Annotated in this window: 23 protein-coding genes; 9 read left to right on the forward strand and 14 right to left on the reverse strand. The window is 60.3% G+C overall.

Going from position 1 to position 25,247, the window contains the following annotated elements; genetic code table 11:
* Positions 1–41 precede the first annotated feature (41 nt).
* Positions 42–2,162 carry a TonB-dependent receptor gene (locus tag NJC38_RS12130; RefSeq protein ID WP_253114968.1) on the forward strand — a complete coding sequence of 707 codons (2,121 nt, stop codon included), beginning with the start codon at positions 42–44 and terminating at the stop codon, positions 2,160–2,162.
* 60 nt (positions 2,163–2,222) lie between these two features.
* On the opposite strand, the gene NJC38_RS12135 is transcribed toward NJC38_RS12130, so the two are convergent.
* Positions 2,223–4,769 (reverse strand): sulfite reductase flavoprotein subunit alpha, encoded by a 2,547-nt coding sequence (locus NJC38_RS12135; protein WP_253114970.1) that lies wholly within the window; start codon positions 4,767–4,769, stop codon positions 2,223–2,225.
* Positions 4,770–5,101: 332 nt separating this feature from the next.
* Here NJC38_RS12135 and NJC38_RS12140 point away from each other — a divergent pair, with 332 nt between their 5' ends.
* Entirely contained in the window at positions 5,102–5,782 is a 681-nt protein-coding gene (locus tag NJC38_RS12140) for a Fe2+-dependent dioxygenase (RefSeq protein ID WP_253114975.1), read from the forward strand.
* Between the two features lie 3 nt (positions 5,783–5,785).
* Positions 5,786–6,625 carry a tetratricopeptide repeat protein gene (locus NJC38_RS12145; RefSeq protein ID WP_253114976.1) on the forward strand — a complete coding sequence of 280 codons (840 nt, stop codon included), beginning with the start codon at positions 5,786–5,788 and terminating at the stop codon, positions 6,623–6,625.
* On the opposite strand, the gene NJC38_RS12150 is transcribed toward NJC38_RS12145, so the two are convergent.
* The 3 genes from NJC38_RS12150 to NJC38_RS12160 all read right to left on the reverse strand — a co-directional run bounded on the left by NJC38_RS12150 (position 6,594) and on the right by NJC38_RS12160 (position 10,304).
* Positions 6,594–7,607 carry an alpha-xenorhabdolysin family binary toxin subunit B gene (locus NJC38_RS12150; protein WP_253114977.1) on the reverse strand — a complete coding sequence of 338 codons (1,014 nt, stop codon included), beginning with the start codon at positions 7,605–7,607 and terminating at the stop codon, positions 6,594–6,596. The two genes, NJC38_RS12145 and NJC38_RS12150, sit on opposite strands and share 32 nt — an antisense overlap.
* A gap of 34 nt (positions 7,608–7,641) precedes the next feature.
* Entirely contained in the window at positions 7,642–8,841 is a 1,200-nt protein-coding gene (locus NJC38_RS12155; RefSeq protein WP_253114978.1) for an alpha-xenorhabdolysin family binary toxin subunit A, read from the reverse strand.
* A 299-nt stretch (positions 8,842–9,140) separates the two neighbouring features.
* Complete coding sequence (locus NJC38_RS12160) at positions 9,141–10,304, reverse strand: type III PLP-dependent enzyme (protein WP_045487292.1); 1,164 nt, start codon at positions 10,302–10,304, stop codon at positions 9,141–9,143.
* Positions 10,305–10,702: 398 nt separating this feature from the next.
* Here NJC38_RS12160 and NJC38_RS12165 point away from each other — a divergent pair, with 398 nt between their 5' ends.
* Complete coding sequence (locus tag NJC38_RS12165; RefSeq protein WP_253114979.1) at positions 10,703–11,569, forward strand: DMT family transporter; 867 nt, start codon at positions 10,703–10,705, stop codon at positions 11,567–11,569.
* Between the two features lie 70 nt (positions 11,570–11,639).
* Here NJC38_RS12165 and NJC38_RS12170 read toward each other — a convergent pair whose 3' ends face one another.
* Genes NJC38_RS12170 through NJC38_RS12185 form a run of 4 tightly spaced genes read right to left on the reverse strand, consistent with a single transcriptional unit; the run spans position 11,640 to position 15,094 of the window.
* Positions 11,640–12,797: a betaine/proline/choline family ABC transporter ATP-binding protein gene (locus NJC38_RS12170; protein WP_045487285.1), complete on the reverse strand. Its 1,158-nt coding sequence runs from the start codon at positions 12,795–12,797 to the stop codon at positions 11,640–11,642.
* Positions 12,794–13,447: an ABC transporter permease gene (locus tag NJC38_RS12175; protein WP_045487282.1), complete on the reverse strand. Its 654-nt coding sequence runs from the start codon at positions 13,445–13,447 to the stop codon at positions 12,794–12,796. Before NJC38_RS12175 ends, NJC38_RS12170 begins: the two co-directional genes overlap by 4 nt.
* Positions 13,448–13,460: 13 nt before the next feature.
* The gene (locus NJC38_RS12180; RefSeq protein ID WP_253114980.1) at positions 13,461–14,366 is read right to left on the reverse strand and encodes a glycine betaine ABC transporter substrate-binding protein; all 906 of its coding nucleotides are present in this window, start codon (positions 14,364–14,366) and stop codon (positions 13,461–13,463) included.
* A 14-nt stretch (positions 14,367–14,380) separates the two neighbouring features.
* The gene (locus NJC38_RS12185; RefSeq protein ID WP_045487276.1) at positions 14,381–15,094 is read right to left on the reverse strand and encodes an ABC transporter permease; all 714 of its coding nucleotides are present in this window, start codon (positions 15,092–15,094) and stop codon (positions 14,381–14,383) included.
* Positions 15,095–15,438: 344 nt separating this feature from the next.
* On the opposite strand from NJC38_RS12185, the gene NJC38_RS12190 reads away from it, so the two are divergent.
* Positions 15,439–17,022 carry a peptide chain release factor 3 gene (locus NJC38_RS12190; RefSeq protein WP_045487273.1) on the forward strand — a complete coding sequence of 528 codons (1,584 nt, stop codon included), beginning with the start codon at positions 15,439–15,441 and terminating at the stop codon, positions 17,020–17,022.
* 96 nt (positions 17,023–17,118) lie between these two features.
* On the opposite strand, the gene NJC38_RS12195 is transcribed toward NJC38_RS12190, so the two are convergent.
* The 4 genes from NJC38_RS12195 to NJC38_RS12210 form a co-directional block, all read right to left on the reverse strand.
* A complete protein-coding gene (locus NJC38_RS12195) occupies positions 17,119–18,462 on the reverse strand; it encodes a hypothetical protein (protein WP_045487270.1) in 1,344 nt (447 codons plus the stop codon).
* Positions 18,455–18,994, reverse strand: a complete 540-nt coding sequence (locus NJC38_RS12200) for a hypothetical protein (RefSeq protein WP_253114981.1) — start codon at positions 18,992–18,994, stop codon at positions 18,455–18,457. The genes NJC38_RS12195 and NJC38_RS12200 overlap by 8 nt, the downstream gene beginning before the upstream one ends.
* Positions 18,995–19,049: 55 nt before the next feature.
* Positions 19,050–19,949 (reverse strand): LysR family transcriptional regulator, encoded by a 900-nt coding sequence (locus NJC38_RS12205; RefSeq protein WP_253114982.1) that lies wholly within the window; start codon positions 19,947–19,949, stop codon positions 19,050–19,052.
* Positions 19,950–20,039: 90 nt separating this feature from the next.
* Positions 20,040–20,594: an NAD(P)H-dependent oxidoreductase gene (locus tag NJC38_RS12210; RefSeq protein ID WP_253114983.1), complete on the reverse strand. Its 555-nt coding sequence runs from the start codon at positions 20,592–20,594 to the stop codon at positions 20,040–20,042.
* A 168-nt stretch (positions 20,595–20,762) separates the two neighbouring features.
* On the opposite strand from NJC38_RS12210, the gene NJC38_RS12215 reads away from it, so the two are divergent.
* A complete protein-coding gene (locus tag NJC38_RS12215; protein WP_045487261.1) occupies positions 20,763–21,098 on the forward strand; it encodes a putative quinol monooxygenase in 336 nt (111 codons plus the stop codon).
* Here the strand turns inward: NJC38_RS12215 and NJC38_RS12220 are convergent.
* Entirely contained in the window at positions 21,052–21,816 is a 765-nt protein-coding gene (locus NJC38_RS12220; protein WP_253115014.1) for a sulfite exporter TauE/SafE family protein, read from the reverse strand. The two genes, NJC38_RS12215 and NJC38_RS12220, sit on opposite strands and share 47 nt — an antisense overlap.
* Before the next feature lie 173 nt (positions 21,817–21,989).
* On the opposite strand from NJC38_RS12220, the gene NJC38_RS12225 reads away from it, so the two are divergent.
* The 3 genes from NJC38_RS12225 to NJC38_RS12235 all read left to right on the forward strand — a co-directional run bounded on the left by NJC38_RS12225 (position 21,990) and on the right by NJC38_RS12235 (position 24,208).
* On the forward strand, positions 21,990–22,877 hold the full coding sequence (locus NJC38_RS12225; protein ID WP_253114984.1) for a LysR substrate-binding domain-containing protein: 888 nt from the start codon (positions 21,990–21,992) through the stop codon (positions 22,875–22,877).
* 351 nt (positions 22,878–23,228) lie between these two features.
* Entirely contained in the window at positions 23,229–23,432 is a 204-nt protein-coding gene (locus tag NJC38_RS12230) for a DUF3077 domain-containing protein (RefSeq protein ID WP_253114985.1), read from the forward strand.
* Positions 23,433–23,515: 83 nt separating this feature from the next.
* Entirely contained in the window at positions 23,516–24,208 is a 693-nt protein-coding gene (locus NJC38_RS12235; RefSeq protein WP_045487255.1) for a DUF1963 domain-containing protein, read from the forward strand.
* Positions 24,209–24,214: 6 nt separating this feature from the next.
* On the opposite strand, the gene NJC38_RS12240 is transcribed toward NJC38_RS12235, so the two are convergent.
* Positions 24,215–24,835: a LysE family translocator gene (locus NJC38_RS12240; RefSeq protein ID WP_045487252.1), complete on the reverse strand. Its 621-nt coding sequence runs from the start codon at positions 24,833–24,835 to the stop codon at positions 24,215–24,217.
* Positions 24,836–25,247: the final 412 nt, after the last annotated feature.

Here is a 25,247-nt window from a genome sequence, read left to right on the forward strand (position 1 = left end):
CCGCCGTAGTGACATCACTTTCATTCAATCGAGAGGTCTACATGCCTGTTCGACTTAGCCCCTGCGCCCTCGCCTTGCGGATTCACGCACTGGCCTGCGGTTTGGGTGTCAGCGCATTGGCCCTGGCCGATGACAACAAGGTTTCGACCTACGAGATTCTTACCCCCATCGTGGTCACCGGCAGCTATGCGCCGGTCTCCAGCTTTGACCTGCCGTTTTCGGTCGACACCGTCAACCTGCAGCAGATCCAGGACGGCCAGTTGGGCACCAACCTGTCCGAAGTGCTGCCCCGGGTGCCGGGCCTTGTCGTGCAGAACCGCCAGAACTATGCCCAGGACCTGCAGATATCCTCGCGCGGTTACGGCGCACGCTCGGCGTTCGGTATTCGCGGCCTGAAACTGCTCAGCGACGGCATTCCCGCCAGCACCCCGGACGGCCAGGGCCAGGCCGCCACGCTCAACCTGGATGTGGCCGAGCGTATCGAAGTGCTGCGCGGCCCGACCTCGACCATTTACGGCAGCAATGCCGGTGGGGTGATCCAGATGTTCACCCGCGACGGCCAAGGCAAGCCCAAGGTCGGCGCCGAGACCACGTTCGGCAGCGACGGCTATCGCAAGAACCACCTGTCGGCAGAGGGCGGCAATGACCAGGCGGGCTTTATCGTCGATGCCTCGCGCATGGATACCGACGGCTACCGCGACCATAGCTCGGCCCGCCGCGATCAGACCTTCGCCAAGGTGCATGTCAAACCCGACGCCGACAGCCGCCTGGCACTGATTTACAGCAGCCTGGAACAGAACGGCACGCAAGACCCGTTGGGCCAGACCTGGGCCGGCTACAAAAATGATCCACGCTCGGTGGCGGCGGTGGCCGAGACTTACAACACGCGCAAAAGCATCGATCACCAGCAGCTGGGCATGAACTACGAGCGCAGCTTCGGCGACGCCACCTTGCAGTTCAATCTGTATGCCGGCCAGCGCAGCGTGGTGCAGTACCTGTCGATCCCGCGCACGGTGGTTTCCAACAGCCAGCGTGGCGGCGGCGTGGTGGACTTTGACCGTGAGTTTCATGGCGGCACCCTGCGCTGGGTCCAGCCAATCCAGGGCGTACCGGGCCAGTTGACCGTGACCACCGGGGTCGACTACGACCGCAGTCGCGATGACCGCCGTGGTTTTCAGAACTTCAGCGGCACGCAACTGGGTGTCAAAGGCGAACTGCGCCGTGACGAGATCGACACGGCGACCAGTCTCGACCCGTACATTCAGGCGCGCTGGCTGCTGGACGACTGGACCCTGGAAGCAGGCCTGCGGCACAGCACCATGGAGATGGAGGTCGATGACCGTTACCTGGCCAACGGCGATGCCAGTGGCTCGAAGAAATACCAGCGCAACACCCCGTCGCTGTCGGTGATGTACGCCTTCAGCCCTGACCTGCATGGCTACATCAGTGCCGGCAAGGGCTTCGAAACCCCCACCCAGGCCGAGATGGCCTATGCACCGGGCGCCATCGAAGGCTTCAACTTCGGCCTGTCGCCAGCCACCAGTACCCAGTATGAGATCGGTCTCAAGGCCAGGGTCGGCGGCAATACCCGGATCAATGCGGCCATCTTCGAAATCCGCACCGATGACGAAATCGTCGTCTCCAGCGCCACCGACGGTCGCACCAGTTATCAGAACGCCGGCAAGACCCTGCGTCGTGGTTTCGAACTCGGCGTGCAAAGCCAGTTGAGCGACCAGTGGCAAGCCACCCTGGCGTACACTCGCCTGGACGCCACCTACGACGAAGCCTATGTAAGCAGTGGCAGGACCATCGACAAAGGCAACAAACTGCCCGGCGTGCCGGGCAGCAGCCTGTTTGGCGAACTGGTCTGGAAACCGCGACAAGGCATCAGCATGGGTGTCGAAGGCCAGTACCGCAGCAAGGTGTATGTCGAAGACAGCAATGACGACAAGGCCGCCCCGAGCTACACGGTATTTAACTGGCGCACCCGCTTCGAACAAAACTACGGGCCCTGGACCTTCCACCAGATGGTGCGCCTGGACAACCTACTCGACCGCCAGTACGTAGGTTCAGTGATCGTCGGCGACGGCAACGGCCGCTACTACGAAGCCGCACCGGGCCGCTCGTGGTACGCCGGCGCAGGGCTGGCTTACCAGTTCTGAAGCCGTACATCTGTAGGAGCGACCGGGCGGCGATCCGTCTCGCTCCTACAGGCTTTTACCTCAATAAACGTCGCGCTTGTAGCGCCCCTGTTCGATCAGTTCACTCACGGCCTGTTCACCGAGCAGGTCGTTGAGCGCCTGATCGACTCCGGCGGCCATGCCTTGCAGGCTGCCGCAGATATAGATCACAGCCCCGTCGGCCAGCCAGGCGCGCAGTTCGTCGGCGGCTTCGCGCAGGCGGTCCTGGACGTAGATTTTCTGCTCCTGATCGCGGGAAAACGCCAGGTCCAGACGGGCCAGCTGGCCACCGTCCAGCCAGCCTTGCAACTCGTCACCGCACAAGAAGTCATGGGCACGGTTGCGCTCGCCAAACAACAGCCAGTTACGTGTCTGCTGTTGCTCAATCCGAGCCTTGAGCAGGCTGCGCAATCCGGCCAGCCCAGTGCCGTTACCGATCAGAATCAGTGGCACAGGCTCCTGCGGCAGGTGGAAGCCGCTATTGCGACGCAAGCGCAGACTGATCGTGGCGCCCTCAACCAGGTACTCGGTGAGCCAGCCAGACCCCACACCCAGACCGCCATCGGTATGGATCTCTTGACGGACGATCAACTGCAGGTCGCCGTCTGACGGTGTCGAAGCAATCGAATACTCGCGGGCGGCCAGCGGCACCAGCGCATCGACCAGTGCCTGCGCATGCAAGCCCACCAGGTGCGCACGGTGTTGCGGCAACTGGCGGCTGCCCAGCGCTTGCAACAAGGTTTCCTGCAAGCCATCGACCGTGACCGGTTCCTGGCCGCTCAGGCCCAGGCCTTGCAGCAGGCGGGTCAGCACTGCATCGCTATTGCGCGGCAGAATTTCCACCAGATCACCAGCCTCCCAGCTCGCGGCCGCAGGCGCGCTCAGGCCAAGCAGGAACACCTTCGAGCCCGTGCTGCCGGGGTTGATCTGCTCGCGGCGGCTCAGGGTCCAGCTCTCGAATTGCGGAGCCTGCCAGGCGCCGGTCGGCGTGCTGCCGGTCACCCGCCCCAGTTGTTGCTGCCAGTTCTGCAGCGCCGCCGGGTCGGCGTTATCCACCTCCACCGGGGCGAACAGCGAGCGGCTGCCACGCTCGGCCAACCAGCCGTGCAAGCGCTGGGCAAAGGCGCAGAAGTGCTGGTACTGGCGGTCACCCAGAGCCAGCACCGCGTAGTTGAGGTTATCCAGCGCCAGTGGCTGGCCGAGCAGCTTGCGCTCGAAGCCACGGGCGCTGTCCGGCGCCTCACCGTCACCGAAGGTACTGACCACAAACACCGCGTTGCGACGTTGCTGCAGGTCTTGCTCGGTCAGCTCCGCCAGGCGCTGGACCTTGACCGGCAGGCCGGCCGCTTGCAATTGCCCGGCGGTTTGCCAGGCCAGTTGCTCGGCAAAACCGCTCTGGCTGGCAAAGCCCACCAACCACGAATCCCCCTCGTCACCTGCCGTCTGCAAGCCACTGCGGGCATTGCGAATATCGCGTTTCTTGCGGCGCCGATCCAGATACAGCAGCCAGCCGGTGATGAAGAACAGCGGCATCAGCAGCGAGGCGATGGTCATGATGATCCGCCCCGGCAGGCCGAAGTAACTGCCGACGTGCAGCGCATAGTTACTGGTCAACAATTGCGCACCGAGCCCCTTGTCGGCGTAGCGTGACACCGAGTTGATCTTGCCGGTGGCGGGGTCGAGATTGATGATGTTCAGCGCCCGTGGGTGCGGCGAGTCCTTGAGCAAATAGAACACGGTAGCCGATTGCCCACCGGCTGCTGGCAGGCGCAGGTTATAACCCGCCAGGCCAGGGCCTGCGGTGTCGCGGATGCTCGCCCAGACGGCGTCGTAATCCACCACCAGCGGCCCCGGCGGCTGGGCCGGCTTGCCACCGCCAGCACCAGGGCCGGCCGGGCGGCGCTGCTCACCGGCTGGCGGTGCATCGCCCAGCAGCCGGGTCATGCCCTGATTCCACCATTGATAGGACCACATCAAGCCGGTGATCGCGAACAACAGATAAGCCAGTAAACACCAGGTGCCAAAAATCGAGTGCAGGTCCCAGTTGAAACTGCGGCCCTTCTTGGCCCAGTCCATGGTCAGCCAGACCCGCCAGTCCAGCGGCTTGCGCGGCCAGCGCAGATACAGGCCCGACAGGCAGAAGAAAATCAGCATCAGGGTACAGGCGCCGGTGATCTGCCGACCTGTCTGGCCGGAAGCAAGAAAGCGGTGCAGGTTGAGCATCAGGTCGAAAAAGCCTTCGCCCACACCATCGCCACGCAGTTCGCCGGTGTACTGGTCGAAATTGACCCGCGGTCCGCGTCGCTCGCCAGGTTTGGGCTGAAAATAGGCCTGGGCAACCCGATTGCTGGTGGTTTCAACCCGCAGGATAGCCACGGTCATGCCCTTGGCAGCTTCGAGCTTGCGCACCAATTCAATAGGCGGCAGCGGCGCATCGCGCTTCTCTACCAGCAACACGTCGGGATTTATGGCGTCGAGAATTTCTTCCTCGAAGGAATACAGGGCACCGGTCACACCCATCAGCGCCAGCACCAGACCTGCGCTGATGCCGAAGAACCAGTGCAACTGAAACAAAACTTTCTTGAACACCACCGGCACCTCTATTGCCCTGAGCGGCGCGCATTATGCGGCATACGCTAGTTATTCTCATTATCATTTCATGTCGACCGCGCCAATCAGGCGGGCTGAGCTTGCTGACCACCTGAGCACGCGCAACAGCGACCCATACTCCGGCCGCGAAACATATTGCAATACTGCCCGAGAGGCAATTGAGAGTAATTGACATTTGCATATTTTTTACATTATTTACCCAGCTTTGCCAGAATCGCCAAGGGCTTTGACAAGCATCAATATCGGCATTGCGCCCATTCAATAAGAATAACTATCATTCACCACCTCCTCGGCCATATCGGTGCCACTCCATGCTTCTACATATCCCCGGCCTGTTCACCCGTGAAGAAGTCCTGCGCATCCGTGAAGCCCTGGAGCAGACTGACTGGGCTGATGGCAAGCTGACCGCGGGTTATCAGTCGGCCAAGGCCAAGCACAACCTGCAGTTGCCTGAAGGCCACCCGCTGGCCAAGGAAATCGGCACCGCCATGCTGGAGCGGCTGTGGTCCAACCCGCTGTTCATGTCAGCCGCGCTGCCGCACAAGGTGTATCCACCGTTGTTCAACTGCTACACGGCCGGCGGCAACTTCGACTTTCATATCGACAACGCCGTACGCCAGGTCAAAGACACGACCGAGCGGGTGCGTACCGACCTGTCCTCGACGCTGTTTTTCAGTGATCCCGATGACTATGACGGCGGTGAACTGATCATTCAGGACACCTACGGCACGCAACAGGTCAAGCTGCCGGCCGGCGATCTGGTGCTGTACCCCGGCACCAGCCTGCATAAAGTCAACGCGGTGACCCGCGGTACTCGTCTGGCCTCGTTTTTCTGGACTCAGAGTCTGGTCCGCGAAGACAGCCAGCGCGCCCTGCTGTTCGAGATGGATACCGCCATCCAGCATCTGACCCGCGATGTACCTGATCATCCGTCACTGGTGCAGTTGACCGGCACTTATCACAACCTGCTGCGCCGCTGGGTCGAGGTCTGAGCCATGAGCTGGAAGTTGGCCCGTGAAGAACAGCTCGACGGCGACGCCCTGCAAGCCATGCTGGCAGACAGTCCGGGACGTGCTGCCCAAGCCATTCTGGCCGCCGCCGGACAAGGGCTGGTCGAAGCCCAGGCGCTGCTGGGCCAGATCCTGCTTGATGGCAACGGCATACAGCGCGACCCGGCGCTGGCGGTCACCTGGTTCACCATCGCGGCCGATCAAGGCCACTTGATGGCGCGCAACATGCTGGGCCGTTGCCTGGAGCATGGTTGGGGATGCGAGGCCGATGTCGTGCAGGCCGCGCGGCATTATCAGCTGGCCGCCGAGCAGAACTTTGACTGGGGCCTGTACAACCTGGGCAACCTGCTGGGCAGCGGACGTGGTGTACGTCAGGATCACTGGCTGGCCATGGCCTGTTACCACAAGGCCGCCCACCAAGGCCATGCCAAGTCGATGAACTTGCTGGGGCGCTATCTGGAAGAAGGGCTGGCCGGCAAAGTTGATCTGGAGGCAGCGCATGACTGGTATCGACGCTCTGCCGAAGCCGGGGATTTTCGCGGGCAATTCAGCCATGCCACCGTGCTGGCCGAACAAGGCGAGATTGAACAGGCGCAAACCTGGATGAACACAGCGCTGGCGGGCGGCAACCTCAATTTTCTGCGGGTGAGTCGCCAGTCATTACTGACCGCCGCTCACCCAGCATTGCGTGCTCTGGCGCAAGCCTATCATCAGCGTGCCGCTGAACTCGGTGACGAGTCAGACCAGGCAGCGCTGCGTGACGTTCTGGTCCGGCTCAGCCAGAACCCGTCTATCAACTGCGCCAGTCCCGGCGCAGCTCAGTGAGGTAATTGCTCAGGAAGCGGGCATGGCGAATAAACAGCGCCGTCTGGGCTTCAACACTGTCGACCGCTTCGATGCGATTGGCAGTGAGGAAGCCGTTCAGCGCAGCCAGTAATCTGGCGACTTCCTGGCTATAGGCCGACTTCAGTTCCTCCAGCGCCTGAAGCTGTCTGAATTGCTCCAGCTTGCGGGCCTCAGCCTTGCGTTTTTCGTGCAGCTCACGAGCATGACCACGCAGCGCGTCGAGCAGCTCCTGCAAACGCTCGCGGTGCTTGAGCAGGTGCTTGTATTCCAGCGCATCGTTGGCCAGATCAAGAATACTGCTCATGCCGGCAATACCGGCCTTGATCGAGCCGACCAATCGATTGTTCGGGTCTATTTCGATCAGTTTGTCCAGAGACGCCACCAGCGGCTTGAACTTGTCGAGTGCACTCAATGCCTCGACCTCGGCAATCAGCTTGTTGAGCGCCGCTTCTTCCTCCAGCCATTTGCCCAACGGCTGGTTTTCAGCGGCAATCTGCTCATCCACTTGCGTCAGGCTGGCCTCGATCTCAACCACAAAGTGATCGACGTCGCTGACGCTGACTGCCGAAAAATTAACCAGCGCATCATCCAGCGCGCTGGACTGCAGTTGCAGCTCGGCAAGCGTCTTGAACCGCTCTTCACGGATCTCCTTGACGATCACCTCGATGTGGCTGCCGGTTTCGTCGGTCAACGGCTGTTGCTTGAGCTTGGCAATGGTTTCGAGCAGGTCCGGCAAGCCGTGATTGGCCAACAGCCCAGGTCCAAGCGTCAGTATGTCGAGCACCTGCTTGTCGACATGACTCAACTCCTCAATCAGGCTGAGCAGTTTCTCGCGCTTGACCGGCAAATGGATCTCGCCAAGCGCCTCAGTGTAGCGGCGCAATTGCGCTCTGTTGGCCACCAGCACGTCCAGATCAGGCTTTGGTAACAAAAACGGAGTGTCCATGACATGAACATTCATTGTTTAATCTTCCTTATCGTTAGTTACTTTACTATCAACGCCGCACATCACCAACGACCCGGTTAAAAGCCGTCAGCATATTGAACGCCTGCTCTTTTATGTCTTGCCAGTTGGCAATAACTGCGCGAAACCGTGAAACAAAAACAACCAGCAGCAGCGCGTTGTCCAGGTCATTGATGCGCCGATGCGAGTCGTCTGCCAACTTCTCGAGCAAACTCCAGATACTTTCGATATTGCTGATACTGCTGGCCGCTCCTTCGATACGGGTTCTCAGATCCTGCATGCCAGACTCAAAGGCAAACAGGTTGCCGAGAAACCGGTCGTGCTGCCTGAGTTGGGTTTCAAGCGTCTGCTTTTCGTCGATCAACTGGCTCTGCTGTGCAAGGACCTCCGCGGCCTTGGGCCCGTAGATCGACCAGGAAACCGCTCCACCTGCCGGCCCCCACCAAAACCCGACCCATCGGTAGCCGCAGTACTCCTCATACTCGCTGGCCTTTTGATTGATACGCTCATTGAGCAGCACAATCCGGTCCTTGAGCTGAACCAGGTTGTCACCCGCTTCCGCAGAGCTCGCCAGATCAATCTTACGAGCGACCTCGGGCCTGATTCGGTCTCGCAGGTGCGCCTTGAACGCCTCAAGCCCCTGACTGACCCGCCGGGTACTGCTGCTGTAATCAGCGATGTGTAACTTCAGGTCACCCACCAAGGCCAGCAAACCAGGCATGTGCCTGCGATCGGAGTCGGTCAGTTCAACCATCGGCATCTGCTCGATTTCACTGACGCTCAGCTCACTCAGCTTGAGGGTTCGCCAGGCTTCAAGCCCCTGAATAAAACCGACCATGTCTTCAGCGGTGCGAACCAGATTGCCGGCAAATACATGCAGATCGCTGCCCACCGCACGCATGTCGTCTTCCAGCCCGGCCCAACTTGCGGCGTGCTCCTGGATCGTCAGATACAGCTGTTTGACGTCTTCAGGCTGCAAACCGGGAATACCACTTTGGTAATTGCCCAGCAGTTGCCGGACCTGGGCAATGTCGCTCGGCAGGGCCAGCGCACTACTGACGTAGCGATGGATGCTACGTACGTCTTCGTTGGTTATCAGCAGGCCCCGATCGCGAGCCGCATTCTGGGCAACACCCGACGCGGCGCGAATGAAATCATTACTGACCCGGCTGATCTCGCTGACATCAGGCTGAGCGGCGTCAGTCGCCAATGCCACGTGTTCGTTCGACATATCCAATTTCCCTATCGTGATCATTCGGCCTAAATGGCAGTCCGGAACTCAAGCCTTGAAACTTATTAAAAGCTAGCAAAACTTCAAGACACTAAATAGCAAACAAAGCGGATCGACCCTGTAGGAATAAGCAACCAGAACTGAGGATTTATAAGAAGTTATCGAATAACTTAAGCAATGGATCCAAAAACAATTGAAATATGTAAATCTGGATCCTGTGTTACAAATCGCCGTGTACTTTTCTGAGGGCATAAAAAAACCCATGATCGCTCATGGGTTTTTTGTACTGCGTGATGACCTTACAGGTAGAACGCCTTCAGCGGCGGGAAGCCATTGAACTCCACAGCGCTGTAGCTGGTGGTGTAGGCACCGGTCGACAGCCAGTACAGGCGGTCACCGATGGCCAGGTTCAGCGGCAGGCCGTACTTGTAGTGCTCGTACATGATGTCGGCGCTGTCGCAGGTGGGGCCTGCGATGACCACTTCTTCCATCTCGCCTTTTTTCTCGGTCCAGATCGGGAACTTGATCGACTCGTCCATGGTTTCGATCAGGCCGGAGAACTTGCCCACGTCGGTGTACACCCAGCGCTCCACGGCGGTACGCGACTTGCGCGCCACCAGCACCACTTCGCTGACCAGAATGCCGGCGTTGGCGATCAGCGAACGGCCTGGCTCCAGAATGATTTCCGGCAGGTCGTCACCGAAGTCTTCCTTCAGGAAGCGGATGATCTCTTCGGCGTAGGTTTCCAGGCTGTTGGTGCGGGTGATGTAGTTGGCCGGGAAGCCGCCACCCATGTTGATCAGCTTCAGTTCGATGCCGTCTTCCTGTTTCAGACGCTCGAAGATCACCTTGACCTTGGCAATCGCCGCGTCCCACACGCTGATGTCGCGCTGCTGGGAACCGACGTGGAACGAAATACCGTAAGGCACCAGACCCAGATCACGGGCCAGGATCAGCAGGTCCATGGCCATGTCGGTCTGGCAGCCGAACTTGCGCGACAGCGGCCAGTCAGCGGTGGTCGAACCTTCGGTGAGGATCCGCACATAGACTTTCGAGCCGGGTGCGGCCTTGGCGATGTTGCGCAGGTCGGCTTCGGAGTCGGTGGCGAACAGGCGCACGCCCTTGTCGAAGAAGTAGCGGATGTCCTTGGACTTCTTGATGGTGTTGCCGTAGCTGATGCGTTCCGGGCCAACGCCGCAGCCCATGACCTTGTCCAGCTCATAGATGGAGGCGATGTCAAAGCTCGAACCCTTGTCGCGCAACAGCTCGATGATTTCTTTGGCCGGGTTGGCCTTGACGGCGTAGTAGACCTTGGCGAACTCGAAACCGGCGCGCAGGTCATCGTAAGCCTTGTCGATGATCTTGGTGTCGATGAGTACGAACGGGGTTTCCTGCTTGTCGGCAAACGCCTTCATTTTGTTGAAGGTGCTGGCTTCGAAATAGTCTTCGACCTTGATCGGCATGCTAAGGGACTCCACGGGGCAAACAGATGAATAAATGGGTGCATATGAACGTCCTCCGTATCCCCACTTTGGTTCGCCTACTTCCCAAGGCATGTCGCCGAAAGCAAAAAGGCCACGGGGCAACTCCCCTTGGCCTTGCTGTCTCGTCGTCAGTACTTGAGCCGGATGGATCGTTTCCAGCATGGACGTTCGGCGCGAACTTTAGGACCTGAGGGGCTTGAGATCAACTAAAAATGTCGCGATTTCGCACGCAACCAGTAGATCGCTCATTACACCCACCTATGTAAACGACCCACATGACAGGCTGATGTTCCTTGCGCCTGCCCGAACGGTCCGGTTTCACCTGGCCGCCAGGGTCATGGTGCTATGCTCGGCGCCGACCTGGAGAGACCCGACTGATGAATTACCTGTTCCCCGTCCTGGCCGCCTTCCTGTGGGGTGGCAACACCATCGTCACCAAACTCAGTGCCACGGCCATCTCGCCCATCGAGATCAGCTTCTACCGCTGGCTGCTGGCGCTGCTGGTGCTCACCCCGTTCGTGCTCGGCGGCCTGATCCGCAACGCCGCAGTGGTCGCCCGCTGCTACAGGCAGTTGATCGTCCTCGGCCTGCTCGGCGGCGTGGTGTTTCAGTGCCTGGCCTACTACGCCGCACACTCCACCACCGCGATCAAGATGGGCATCATCCAGGCGCTCTATCCACTGATCGCACTGATCCTCACCGGCCTGCTGATGAAACAGCGCACGACTACCGGCACCCTGGTTGGCGGCACGATCTCGATCATCGGCGTGGTGCTGGTGATCAGCAATGGTCATTTCGCTTCCCTGCTCAACGGCGGCCTGAGCATCGGCGATGCCATGATGCTGCTCGGCACCGCAGCCTTCGCGGTGTACAGCCTGCTGCTGCAGCGCTGGAAGATCCAGTTGCCGATGCTGCAGACGGTCTACACCCAGGCCATCGTCGCCAGTGTGGCCCTGGCGCCGTTCTACCTGCTCACCGAGCGGCATGCGCTGACCGGTGAAGTGCTGGCCCTGGTCGGCTTTGCCGGCATCGGCGCCTCGATCTGTGCGCCACTGGCCTGGATCCACGCCATTTCCCGACTGGGCGCCTCGCGTACCGCGCCGTTCTTCAATCTGGTGCCGGTGATCACCGCCGTGCTGGCGACTGTGCTGCTGGGGGAACAACTGACGGCCTGGATCACCCTGGGCGGGCTGCTGGCGATTGGCGGGGTGATCGTGTCGGAGTACTGCCGCAAGAAGCCATAGGTTTGAAAGGCTGGCAGTGCTGCGCACTGCTTTCGCCGGCGGCGAAAGCAGCGCAAAGCGCTGCCACTTATCAGGACGCCGCCAGTTCCGCTGGCGAGACGATGCTGGTCTTGGCCCCGCGCGAGCGTCCCGAACTCAGGTAAGCAGCAATCGACTCTTGGGTCACCTCGCCCAGGAACACCCGCTCGGCGTCCAGCACCGGCAGCCAGGCGCGGTTGAACTCGTACATGCGCGACAGCAGGATGCGCAGATTTTCGTCATAGGCTGCCGTGGCGTTGAACTCGCGCAGGAACTGCGCACAGGTGCCGGTCTGGCGGTGCAGGTCGCGGCGGCGCACGTAGCCCATGGCCTTGTTGTCTGCGTCCGTGACCACCACGTAGCGACGGTCCTGATCGTCCATCACCTCCAGCGCATCGGCCACTGGCGTCTCGGGGCTGACTGACGGCGCGTTGTCGGCGGCGTCTTCGGCCTTGACCAGCAGCAGGCGCTTGAGGGTGCTGTCCTGGCCAACGAAGTTGGAGACGAAGTCGTCCGCCGGGTGCGCCAGCAGGGTGTCCGGGTGGTCGATCTGGATCAGTTTGCCAGCGCGGAAAATCGCGATCTTGTCGCCCAGTTTGAGCGCTTCGTCGATGTCGTGGCTGACCATGATCACGGTCTTGTTCAGCGCCCGCTGCATCTCGAAGAACTCGTTCTGGATCATCTCGCGGTTGATCGGGTCGACCGCGCCGAACGGCTCGTCCATCAGCAACAACGGCGCCTCGGCGGCCAGCGCACGGATCACCCCGATACGCTGTTGCTGACCACCGGACAACTCGCGCGGGTAACGGTGCAGGTACTGCTTGGGTTCGAGCTTGATCATGCTCATCAACTCGCGAGCGCGGTCATGGCACTTCTGCTTGTCCCAGCCCAACAGTTTGGGCACCACTACGATGTTTTCCTCGATGGTCATGTTCGGGAACAGGCCGATCTGCTGGATCACATAGCCGATATTGCGGCGCAGGGTCACTTCGTCCAGGCCGGTGGTGTCTTCACCGTTGATCAGGACCTTGCCGGAGGTCGGCTCGATCAGGCGGTTGATCATCTTCAGCGTGGTGCTCTTGCCACAGCCCGACGGGCCGAGGAACACGCAGATTTCGCCTTCGTTGACCGTGAGGCTGACCGAGTCGACCGCCTTCACTTCTTTGCCGTTGCTCTGGAAAGTCTTGGTGAGGTTTTGAAGTTCGATCATTTCAGGAGTCCTTTGGGAGTCAGCGAGCGTTGCAGCCATTGCAGAAGCAGGTCGGCGATGATGGCCAGAATGCTGACCAGCACGGCGCCGACGATCAGCATCGACATATCGCTGCGGCTGATAGAAGCAAGAATGAGTACACCAAGACCGCCGGCGCCAATGGTCGCGGCAATGGTCATGACGCCGATGTTCATCACCACGGCAGTGCGCACCCCGGCGAGAATCACCGGTACGGCGATGGGCAGCTCGACCATGCGCAGGCGCTGGCCGAAGGTCATGCCAATGCCCTTGGCCGCTTCCCGAATGCCCGGTTCGACACCGGTCAGGGCCAGGTAGGTGTTGCGCATGATCGGCAACAACGAATACAGAAACACGGCGGTGATGGCCGGCAGCGGCCCCAGGCCCTGGCCAAATTTGGAATAGAACGGCAGCAGCAAGCCGAACAGCGCAATGGACGGCACGGTCAGCAACACCGTGGCACTGGCTTGCAGAGGACCTGCCAGGGTCGGGAAGCGGGTCATCAGGATACCCAGCGGCACGCCGACCAGAATCGCCAGGGTCACCGCGACGCCGACCAGGGTGATGTGCTGCCCGGTCAGGTGCAGGACCTGATTCCAGTCCATATGGGAGAAGGCGTTCAACAAATCCATACGTCTGTCTCCTTTAGTTGAGTGGATGCTGGCGCAGGAACTCTGCGGCCACGGTGGACGGACTCTGATGGTCGACATCGACCTTGGCGTTCAGTGCACGCATGGTGGCGTTGTCGAGCAGTTCGGCCAGCGGTTTGAGCAGCCCGGCCAGTTCCGGGTGCTGGTCGAGGAACGCCTTGCGCACGACCGGGGCGGCGGTGTAGTCCGGGAAGTAATGCTTGTCGTCGTCCAGCACCTTGAGCTTGAAGGCGTCCAGGCGCCCGTCAGTGGTGTACACCAGACCGGCAAAAACCTGGCCGTTGCGCATCGCGGTATAAACCAGCCCGGCGTCCATCTGGCGGATGTTTTCCCGGCCCAGATTCATGTCGTAATGCTTGACCAGCCCGCCCAGACCATCGGAGCGGTTGGCAAACTCGGTATCCAGGGCAACGATGTGGCCCTGGTCAGCCTCGTCCTTGAGCACTCGGGTCAGGTCGCTGACGGTGTTGAGCTGGGGATACTCTTTGGCGATCTTGTCCGGCAGCCCCAAGGCGTAGGTGTTGCTGAAGCGCGACGGCGCCAGCCAGACCAGGCCTTTTTTGGCATCGAGTTCTTTGACCCGTGCGTAGCTCTGCTCGCTGTCGAGACGTTCCTCGACATGGTTGTAGGCGACCAGCGAAACCCCGGTGTACTCCCAGAGCAGATCCAGCTGGCCGCTCTCATGGGCACTGCGCGCCAGGTTACTGCCCAGCCCGCCGGTGATCTGCACGTCGTAGTTTTTGCTGCGCAGGTATTGCGCGGTGATCTCCGCGAGCATGGTCTGCTCGGTAAACACCCGTGCGCCGATCCGCAGCAGCGGTTTATCGGCTGCTTGGGCGAACGCCGAGAACAGCGATCCCAATCCCAGGGTCAGGCTCAGCGCCAAACATAGCTTTTTCATGTCAGTTCCTTATCTCAGCGGTGCAGACCGCGCTCCAGCCAGATGCGACTACCCAGCGTGACCAAGGCATCAAGCAACAGTGCCAGCAACGCCGTGCAGGCAGCGCCCAGCAGCAGTTGCGGCTGATTGTTCAGACCAATACCGGGGAAGATCAGGCTGCCCAGGCTGTTGGCGCCAATCAGGAACGACAGCGGTGCAGTACCGACATTGAGCGCCAGCGAGACCCGCACACCACCGATGATGATCGGCACGGCATTGGGCAATTCGACCTTGAGCAGCACCTGACGCGGGGTCATGCCGATGCCGGTGGCGGCTTCTTTGAGCGAGGCAGGCACATTTTTCAGGCCTTCGTAGGTGTTGCGCACGATGGGCAACAACGAGGCGAGGAACAGCGCGAAGATGGCCGGACCACTGCCGATCCCGAGAATACCGAGAGCGATGGCCAGAACCGCGAGAGGAGGAACGGTGTTACCGATATTGAAGACTTGCATGAAGCGTTCTGCGCTGCCGACCATCGACGGTCGGCTCAGGACAATGCCGGCGGGGATACCGACCACCAGGGCCGCCAACATTGAAACCAGAACCAGAACCAGATGGGCCTGCAGGTAAAACAACAGGTCATCCTTGTACTTCACGAACGTATCAGTGCCGATCCACTGGACCAGCAGGGCCAGGAGCACGATGGTAATCGCACCTCCCAATAGCCCCTTGCCATAGCGATTAGCCACGGGCGGACTCCTTTTTTCAGTCGGCAAACCTCGCCTGTGGCGGCCCGATGGGTCGCGCGAAACGGGTTTGCGAAGAGCAGCAGGTGGGTCGCCGTAAACGGGGATGAACCCTGGCGAAAACACAAGCCATGAGCACAGCTTCGTCAAGCTGAAACGCAGATAAATCAAGCCCTTGAAGCAGTGCCGAAATGGCCTGTTACAAGGGAATGGACGTCTCCGGGATCCGAAAGGTTCCCACGCAATGCAGCATTTGGCCACCCTTAATCGACTGAGCGGTTCGGCATTGGCCTTCACTTGCGCTATAATCTGCGCCCTTTTTTGACTCCCTTTTCAGGCGATTTCCCATGACCCAACAGGCCGCCGAAGTCGCGAAACGTCGCACTTTCGCCATCATCTCCCACCCCGACGCCGGTAAAACCACCATTACCGAAAAGCTGCTGCTGATGGGCAAGGCGATTTCGGTGGCCGGTACGGTCAAATCGCGCAAGTCCGACCGCCATGCCACCTCCGACTGGATGGAAATGGAAAAGCAGCGCGGCATTTCCATCACCACCTCGGTCATGCAGTTCCCGTATCGCGAGCACATGGTCAACCTGCTCGACACCCCAGGCCACGAAGACTTCTCGGAAGACACCTACCGCACCCTGACGGCGGTCGACTCGGCGCTGATGGTGCTCGACGGCGGTAAAGGTGTAGAGCCACGGACCATCGCCCTGATGGACGTTTGCCGCCTGCGCGACACGCCGATCGTCAGCTTTATCAACAAGCTCGACCGTGACATCCGCGACCCGATCGAACTGCTCGACGAAATCGAAGCCGTACTGAAGATCAAGGCTGCGCCGATCACCTGGCCGATCGGTTGCTACCGCGACTTCAAGGGCGTGTACCACCTGGCGGGCGACTACATCATCGTCTACACCCCAGGCCACGGCCACGAGCGCACCGAGACCAAGATCATCCAGAAACTGGACTCCGACGAAGCCCGCGCCCACCTGGGTGATGAATACGACAATTTCGTCGAACAGCTTGAGCTGGTGCAGGGCGCCTGCCACGAGTTCGACCCGCAGGCGTTCATCGATGGCCAGATGACGCCGGTATTCTTCGGCACCGCGCTGGGCAACTTCGGCGTTGACCACGTGCTGGACGCCGTCGTCGATTGGGCGCCGCGCCCGCTGGCGCGCGCCGCCCACGAGCGGACCGTCGAGCCGGTCGAAGAGAAATTCAGCGGTTTCGTGTTCAAGATCCAGGCAAACATGGACCCCAAGCACCGCGACCGCGTGGCATTCATGCGCATCTGCTCGGGCCGTTACGAGAAGGGCATGAAAATGCGCCACGTGCGCCTGAACAAGGACGTGCGCATCGGCGACGCCCTGACCTTCTTCTCGTCCGAGCGTGAAATGCTCGAAGAAGCCTATGCCGGCGACATCATCGGCCTGCACAACCACGGCACCATCCAGATTGGCGACACCTTCACCGAAGGTGAGAGCCTGGGCTTCACCGGCATCCCGCACTTCGCCCCGGAACTGTTCCGCCGCGTACGCCTGAAAGACCCGCTCAAATCCAAGCAACTGCGCCAGGGCCTGCAACAGCTGGCCGAAGAAGGCGCCACGCAAGTGTTCTTCCCGCAGCGCAGCAACGACATCATTCTCGGCGCCGTCGGTGTGCTGCAGTTCGACGTGGTCGCCAGCCGCCTGAAAGAGGAATACAAGGTCGAATGCGCCTACGAGCCGATCACCGTCTGGTCGGCGCGCTGGATCGAGTGCGATGACAAGAAAAAGCTCGAAGAGTTTGAAACCAAGGCCTTTGAGAACCTGGCAGTGGACGGCGGCGGTCACCTGACCTACCTGGCCCCGACCCGGGTCAACCTGAGCCTGATGGAAGAACGCTGGCCGGACGTGAAATTCCGCGCAACCCGCGAGCATCATTGATATCACTGTCGCCCAGAAAGCCCGCCGCGAATGCCGAGGATGAACGAGGCATTTACGGAGCCGTTAAAAAAGCAGGCGTTCGCAATGAACGCCTGCTCAGACATCCCTGGAATGAACCGAACGCACCTGATAGGGGACTTTCGGTTCAATCACCGTGTTTTCCAGGTAACCGTGATTTAGAAGCAGGGCCTCTACAGTTTTCTCGCTGACATCAAAATGAAGAGCAGCTTGTTCACGAGAAGACTCTGAAAAATTCCCGACCAAATAATCAACCAGAGCGTCGACGGGACACAGAAACTCCGCGGCAAAGGCCCGCTGGAACTGCTGCTGTGCGGTAGCCAGATCAGTAGACACCTTCCAATAGCTACGGCTTTGCGCAGCCTCGTACAGACTGGCGATGAAGCGGGCATATTCAAAGCGCCTGGCAACCGGATGTTTTTTGCGCGGTATCAGGCTTATTGATCCAGGCACGGATGTTTTCAGGACTGAGACACTCTGCCGATCAGCCACAGTAAACCTGTCGACCTGTTTCTCGGATACCCCCAGCAGTTGATACAACTCAAGGTCATCAATCGGCCGGTTCGCGTTATCAAGTGCAGCACGCAATTGCTTCGCAGCCGTCTCAGCCTTTTTCCAGGGCAATGCTGATACCGGTGTTGTGAAAGCTGGCAGCTCTGGCCTTCCTGAAATTCCAGGTTCCGAGTTCAGTTCCTGAATCAAACGAACCCCTTTCGCTCTCTGTGCTCCATGCAGTCCGATAAGAGGCGCCAACTCCCTCATGGCGTCTGGCCCCGTCGCCTGCTGCAGCCACAAAACTTCATCGAGCGTCGGCGCAGGACATTGCTCAGGGTCATAACCCATTTGCGCTTCCAGCACTCTGCGTTGCAAGGCCGCAGAGTCGTCCCGATCCTGGCAGACGTAACTCCAGAGTTGAGCAAGATCGCTATCTGGAAGGCCCATCGCATCAAGGCGTCCTATGACACTCTCGATAAACCCTGCGGCGCAGTTCTGGAAAGCGCTCAATGTCACGACACCTGGAGCGTCCAGACCGTACAAATAACGTACCGACTGATCTTGCCGGGCATTTTGCTCAGCCCAGATCTTCACTCCCTCTCCATCAGACGCCACGATCACCCGAGGCCAGACATAGCCATGATTGGCGGCTCCGAGCTCATGACTCATGCGCCAATCCAGCGAGGGACTGACTCCGGCTTCAGGCAAGGTCTCGTGACTGAGCCGCCACCATGACGAGGCCAGCCAAAGCGCCAAGGGATACGCAGACACGAGCACCGAGTCACTTATCGTGCGTGACCATATGCCCTCATTGCGGGTCAGGCATGTATCGGCCATCTGGAGTTTAAATTGCCCGGTGGTCGCACGAAGTACTGGATCACCCGAGCCGGGAGAAGACCACTCGATGGAAAAACTCAAATCATTCATGGCACCTCCAGCGGTCTAGAACCTCAGCAGCCAAGGGATCGCTATCAGGCATGGGATATCCGTGGTAGCGGCCTGTTTGCGGATTCTCAAGCTGCGCCTCAAGCGCAATGCCACCTTCTGCGACCGACCAGATATTCTTTGGCCAGCCGTTTTCCACTCTATCGCTGACGAGGCCCTTTTCCACGCCTTTTTTCAGTAATGCCAGGGCGACGTCGCGGGAGAAAATTTTCGCGACATCACACAGCGACTTGCCTTGTCGAGGATCAGCCGGAGGCGTCAGACCAAAATCGCCTGGATTTTTCTTGTGCTCCGGATTACCGCCATACGAAATAAGCCTGGCCCACGCTTGCAGGTGGCTTGGGGAAAACACATCAAACGAGGCAATCCGTCGCTTCAAATTAAATCTGTTATACCGTGTTTTCATACACATCCTGCCTGGTGCATCAACGATGCAAACGCTGATTGGCAGATCATCCGGGCTTTGATTTACCCAAGTGATCATTGGCTTGATGGTATCCAGAATGATCCGCATGAGCACCGCCCTCAGGCCGATTCAAAAGCAGATACGTTGTGTAAGAATTTTCTATTCAACGACACGCATACACCGCCAGCTTCTCCTGCATGAAATCCAGAAAGCACTGAATCCGCAGCGCCAGTTTGGAGTTGCGGTAGTACACCGCATTGATCGGCTGGCGATAACCGTTGTTGATATCGGCCATGATCGCAACCAGCCGGCCTTCGCGCAGGTCTTGATGGGTCATGAAGTGCGACAGGCAGGCAATCCCTTCGCCGGCCAGCGCCAGGTGGCGCAAGGTGTCGCCACTGGACGCCGCAATGGTCGGCTGAATCGGCAGGCGGTCGCCACCGGCATGGCGTAACGGCCAGTTATTGAGACTGTCGACCTGGGTAAAGCCCAGCAGGCTGTGCTGCCTGAGGTCATCAACAGTGGTCGGCCTGCCATGGCGCTCGAGGTAAGCCGGGCTGGCAACGATGTTCAAAGTGCAGCAACCCAGCGAGCGGGCGTGCAAGGTCGAGTCGCTCAACTCACTCAAGCGAATGGCAATGTCGGTGCTTTGCTCCAGCAGGTCGATGAACCAGTCGTTGCTGGTCAGCTCCAGCTGGATATCCGGGTACAGGCGGCGAAACTCGCCCACATGCGGCACCACGCAATGCAGCATGAACGGCGAGGCGGCATTGACCCGCAGACGCCCGGCCGGCTTTTGCCGCGACTGGGTCAGGTGTTCTTCGAGACTGAGCATTCGCTCAAGAATGTCCCGCGCCTGAGCGAGAAAGAATCGCCCCTCCTCGGTCAGGTCCATGCGCCGCGTGGTGCGATTGAGCAGCGTGGTGTCCAGCTTGCTTTCCAGCCGGCTGAGCGTACGGCTAACCCCCGACGGCGTCAGCCCAAGCTGTTCGGCGGCAGCGGAAATCGAACCGCTGTCGATCACGGCAACGAACACCTGTAACTCATCAGACCTGGCTTTCATGCTGCCTCCCCTGCTCAAGAGAGAGGATGGTAGCGCTGATTGGCAGGCTGATGAATGCGCTCAAACGCCAAACACCTCGCTCAGATGAGCTTAATAACGCTGCACATCGCCCTCAATATCCGGCCGCTTCATCACATCCACCGCCAGGAAGGTCGGCAGCGGCTGCATGCCCAAGAACTGGTTGGCCTTGTGGAACGGCAAGTACACCGCGTCCACGCCCTTGGCTTCGAAGAAATCGGTCGGGTCGTCGAAGGCTTGCTGCGGGGCGTTCCAGGTCAGCGACAGCATGTACTGCTTGCCATGCAGCAGACCACCGCTGCCGTATTTCTGCGACGCATCCGAACGGGTCCGACCGTCATTGGCGTACAGGCTGCCATGACCTTCGGTGAACACTTCGTCGACGTATTTTTTCACCGTCCACGGCGCCCCCATCCACCAGCCGGGCATCTGCCAGACAATCACGTCAGCCCAGAGAAATTTCTGCACTTCCTCGGCCAGCTCGTAGCCGCCGTCGATAAAGGTTTCCTGCACATCGAAACCGGCGCGGTCCATATGGGCCAGCGCAGCCTGGTGCAGGGTTGCGTTATAGCGGCCATCGGAGTGGGCGAACTGTTTGCCGCCATTCAAGAACAGAATCTTTTTCATGGTCAGAACCTTTGCCTGTCGGCACATAATCAGTGAATGGGCCGCAGAATAGACAGGCGCAGCAGCGCGACCAAGACCCGCCGGGGCAAATGACCTTTGCTTTAAAGTCACGAATTTCACAGTGATTACTGAATTAAAATCGGCTCACTGTCTATCGAGGAGATGCTCATGAGCGAACCCGTCAGCTTCATCGTCTACGCCCATACCCGCCCGGAAAAGTCCGCCGAGTTCGCCGCGCTGTTCAGCAGTTACGTCGCTGCCAGCCGCCTTGAGCCAGGCTGTATCGAGTACCACATGCTGCGCGACCGGCAGGACCCGAGCCTGTTCATGTTCTTTGAAACCTGGGCAAGCCAGGCCCACCTGGATGTGCACGCCGCACAACCGCACATGACCCGCTTCGCCGAGCAGCGCATGGACTACCTGACCCGTGACTTCGACTTCCGCTTCGCCGACGTGCTCAGCCCTGCACCAACAGATGCAGACCCAGTGCAGCCATCCCGATAAAGAACACGCGCTTGAATACCACGGCGCTAATGCGCTGGCGCAGCCACTGGCCAAGCCACATGCCCAGCAAGGCCGGCAGCAGCGCCAGCCAGGAGGCGCCCAGTTCGGCGCCACCCAGCGCCCCGCTGCCGGCCAGCCCCGCCGCCAGCGCCAGGGTCGAGACGGTGAACGACAGGCCCAACGCCTGCACCAGTTGATCGCGCTGCAGCCCCAAGGCTTGCAGGTACGGCACGGCCGGAATCACAAACACCCCGGTGGCCGAGGTCACGATACCGGTCAGCCCACCGCACAACGGTCCCAGCCAGCGCTCGGCGCTGGCCGACACCTTGAAGGCCGGTAACAACAGCCCGCTCAGCGCATAGACACACAGCGCAGCACCCAAGGCATGCGTCATCCACGGCCCGGCATTGATGCCCAGCCACCATGCCCCCAGCCCGGTACCTACGGCAATCATCAATAGCATCGGCCATAAACGCTGGAGCAGCCCGCGCAGATGCCCGCCATTGGCCAGTTGCCAGACGTTGGTCACCGTGGACGGAATGATCAGCAATGCCGCCGCCTGCGCGGGCAACATCGCCAGGCCCAGCAGCCCCATCGCCACCGTGGGCAGGCCCAGACCAATCACCCCCTTGACCGCACCGGCCAGCCAAAAAGTGCCGACCACCAGCGCCGTCAAGGCCCATCCCAGGTTCTGATAAAACTCGATCAATGCGTTCATGGGCACAGCATGGCTCAGGCCAGACAGGTTGAACATCTGGCATATACTCAGCCAGCCTCAGGCCAAGCCTGAGGCTGAGCCCTGCAACGCAACCCCCAGCGCTGCCAGACAGCCCAAGGTAGTGATCCAGGCCCGTGCATGTCTCCCACATCTCCAATGACCCGGAATTCCCCATGCGCTTCGATCTCACCGACCTGCGGCTTTTCCTCAACATCCTGGAAACCGGCAACATCACCGCCGCGGCCAGCCGCAGCCATTTGTCGCTGGCCTCGGCCAGTGCCAGGGTGCGGGCCATGGAAGGATCGCTGAACAGCGCCTTGCTGGAGCGCAACCGGCGTGGCGTTACCCCGACCCCGGCCGGCAAGGCCCTGGGGCGGCATGCGCGGCTGATCCTGCAACAGGTCGAGCGGCTGCAAGATGAGCTGGCCGATTACGCCCAAGGCTTCAAGGGCCAGATCCGCCTACTGTGCAACACCTCGACCCTGAGCGAGCACCTGCCCGAAGTGCTGGCGGACTTTCTGGTCAGCCACCCGCATATCGATATTGATCTACAGGAACACCCCAGCCTGCGCATCCTCCACGCCCTGCGCCACGGCAGTGCCGATATCGGCATCGTCACCGATGCAGTCGACGCCAGCGACCTGCAGACCCTGCCCTTTCGCGCCGACCCGCTGGCGTTGCTCATCCCGGCCGGCCATCCACTGGAGCAGCACGACAGCCTTCGTTTCAGCCAGACCCTCGACCATGAGTTCGTCGCCCTCGCCGCCACCAGCGCGCTGGGCATCTACCTGGAAGAGCAAGCGCTGCACGCCGGCAAACGCCTGCGCATCCGGGTGCGTGCCGAAGGCGTCGACGGGGTCTTGCGCATGGTCGCCCACGGCGCTGGCCTAGGCATCGTGCCCCAGGCGGCAGTGGACCGTTGGCAGGGGCCACACGGCTTCAGGGCCGTGCGCCTGGCGGATGACTGGGCAGACCGCCAGTTGCGACTGTGCGCGGTGGATTTCGCCGCGTTGCCGGGGTATGTGCGTGAGTTGGTCGAGGTCCTGGCAGCGCCCCGCTGAACGAGGCGCCAGGCAAATGCGTTACTTCAGCTCACACAAAAGCACGCGCCGCGGCCCGTTCTGGCAGGCGTTTCCCTTTCTTTCGTACGAAGTTTCCGAGAAAATCCCGACCGCTTGCATGTGTCAATTTCGGCCACTAGGCTGCGTTCGTCGCTGAAAAAACAGCGATCGGGTTTAGCAGCCTGACGAGATCATTGAGACATGCAAGCTGCCATTTATGGCGGCTTCGCGTGGGGCACCTTCGGGTGCGCCGGTCTTTCTCATGATCTCCCGGTCTGCTAACCCGCGTCGAAGCCGCCACCCTTGATCGTTTAGCAGCGATTCAGCGGTGGCCCCAACGAGGATCATGAGATGAATAAAGCAGTCCCCGACCCACCCAGCCTGGAAGACTCGATGGTCTACGTACTCAACGTGCTGCGCTGCGCCGCCGCCACCGCTTACGAGACCGCTGACAATCTGAGCGGCCCCCAACGCGACCTGGCCTTTTCCACCCATCACCTGATCGACCTGGCCTGCCGCGTCGCCGACGACGCCTTGAGCCGGGTCGCCACGTAGCAACCGCTTCAGCGGCGAACGGCAGGGCGAACCTTCGCCGCTCACACGGTTCCTATCGGGGCACAGACACACAAGGAATCAGCATGGACATCCAGGACATCAAACGCCAGTTGGCAAAACCGGCGACCCGATTCGAAGCCGGCGGCTTTCGCCCGACCGATTCGCTGCAAGAAAGCTGGCTGGGCAAGGTCTTTCTTTACCGGCCCGATGAACAGATCCCCACCAATGCCGCCGGCCAGCCGCTGATTCCCTATGCGCAGTTCTACCTGCCGGCCCTGCCCTACGTCAGCCCGCTGCTGGACGGCGTGAACGTCATGACGGTGTTCATCAGCGAGCCTTTCCCCGACGGCGAAGAGCCCATGGGCGAGAACTGGCTGATCCGCGAATACACCGCAGACGATCAACTGGTGCGCAAAGACCTGAGTGTCGACACCTTTCTCAAGCCATTTGCGCTCAAGGCCACTCTGGTGGAGGCTGACTACCCGCTCTGGGATGGTGGCGGCGTACCCAGAGCGCTGGAGCTTGAAGTGCTCAAGCTGGAAGACGACGGGGTGATCGAGAGCTACTACGACCTGATTGACCACACCTACGACCACAAGATCGGCGGTTACCCCTCGTTCTGCCAGTCGGGTATCGATCCGGGCGACGACTACGAGTTCGTGTTCCAGATCTCAACCGACGACAAAATCCAGCTCAACGTGATCGACAACGGCAGCCTGATGTTCTGGAAGCACAAGACCACCGGTGAGTGGTTTCTGTACTACGACTTTCACTAAGCTGCATCAGCGTTTGCTGAACGCCAACCGCGCCGCAAACAGCATGAAGATCACCCCGGTGGTGCGGTCCATCCACTTGATCACCGCCGGCTTGCGCAGCACCCCGGCCAGCGGCTGGGTCGCGCCGATCAGGCTCAGCGACCAGACCAGCCCCAGCACCACATGAATGCCCACCAGGCCGAAGGTCCAGGCCACCAGCGGCTCGCCCTGGGGGATGAACTGCGGCAGAAACGACACGTAGAACACGCCGATTTTGGGGTTGAGCAGGTTGCCCAGCAGGCCCTTGAGGAACCAGTTGGTCTGCTTGCCGCCCTCGCTGGCGGCCGGCGCAATGTGCGTGCGCGGGCGCAGCAGCATGTTCGCGCCCAGCCAACACAGATAGGCCGCGCCGCAGTATTTGAGGATGTTGTAGGCCAGCTCCGACACCGCGATCAGCGCGCCGAGACCGAAGGCCACGGCCGCGCCCCACAGCAAGCAGCCCACATTGATGCCCAGCGCAGCGCGCAAAGCTTGCTGTTTGCCCTCAACGGCGGCGGTGCGCAGGATCAGCGCAGTGTCCAGGCCGGGGGTGATCGTCAACAGGGTGGCTGCGAGGGTGAAGGCGATGAGGTTATCGGCGAGGGGCATGGCGTGGGGCTACCCAAGGAATGAAGGCACAAGAAATGAGAGCGCGCAGCTTAGCATGAGGTTTGCCTCAGTCAGGGTGACGACTGGCAACGCGTGAACGCCGGCTCAGGAACAACGTCATTTCTGACCCCGCTGGCTGAAAAACCCTACATAAATTTTCCGTCAGCCGCGTAAGGATGCGCAGTTCAAGCATCCTTGAGGTTGATCATGAAGCCATTCACCCCACTTGCTCACACTGACGCGCGCCAGCGCGCCTGAGCAGGGCTGGCCCTACGCGACCAAGGCCCGGAGCGTGGCAGAGGTGGAGCGAGAACCACGCCGCCGCCAGGGAAAGCTGAACGGACTGCAGCACGGCCACCCGCGTGTGAACAATTGTCGCAGCGGCGGCAAAACCCGGGCGATGGGATAGAAT

The organism is Pseudomonas sp. 21LCFQ010 (genome assembly GCF_024129905.1).
In the GTDB taxonomy this organism is placed as follows: Bacteria; Pseudomonadota; Gammaproteobacteria; order Pseudomonadales; family Pseudomonadaceae; genus Aquipseudomonas.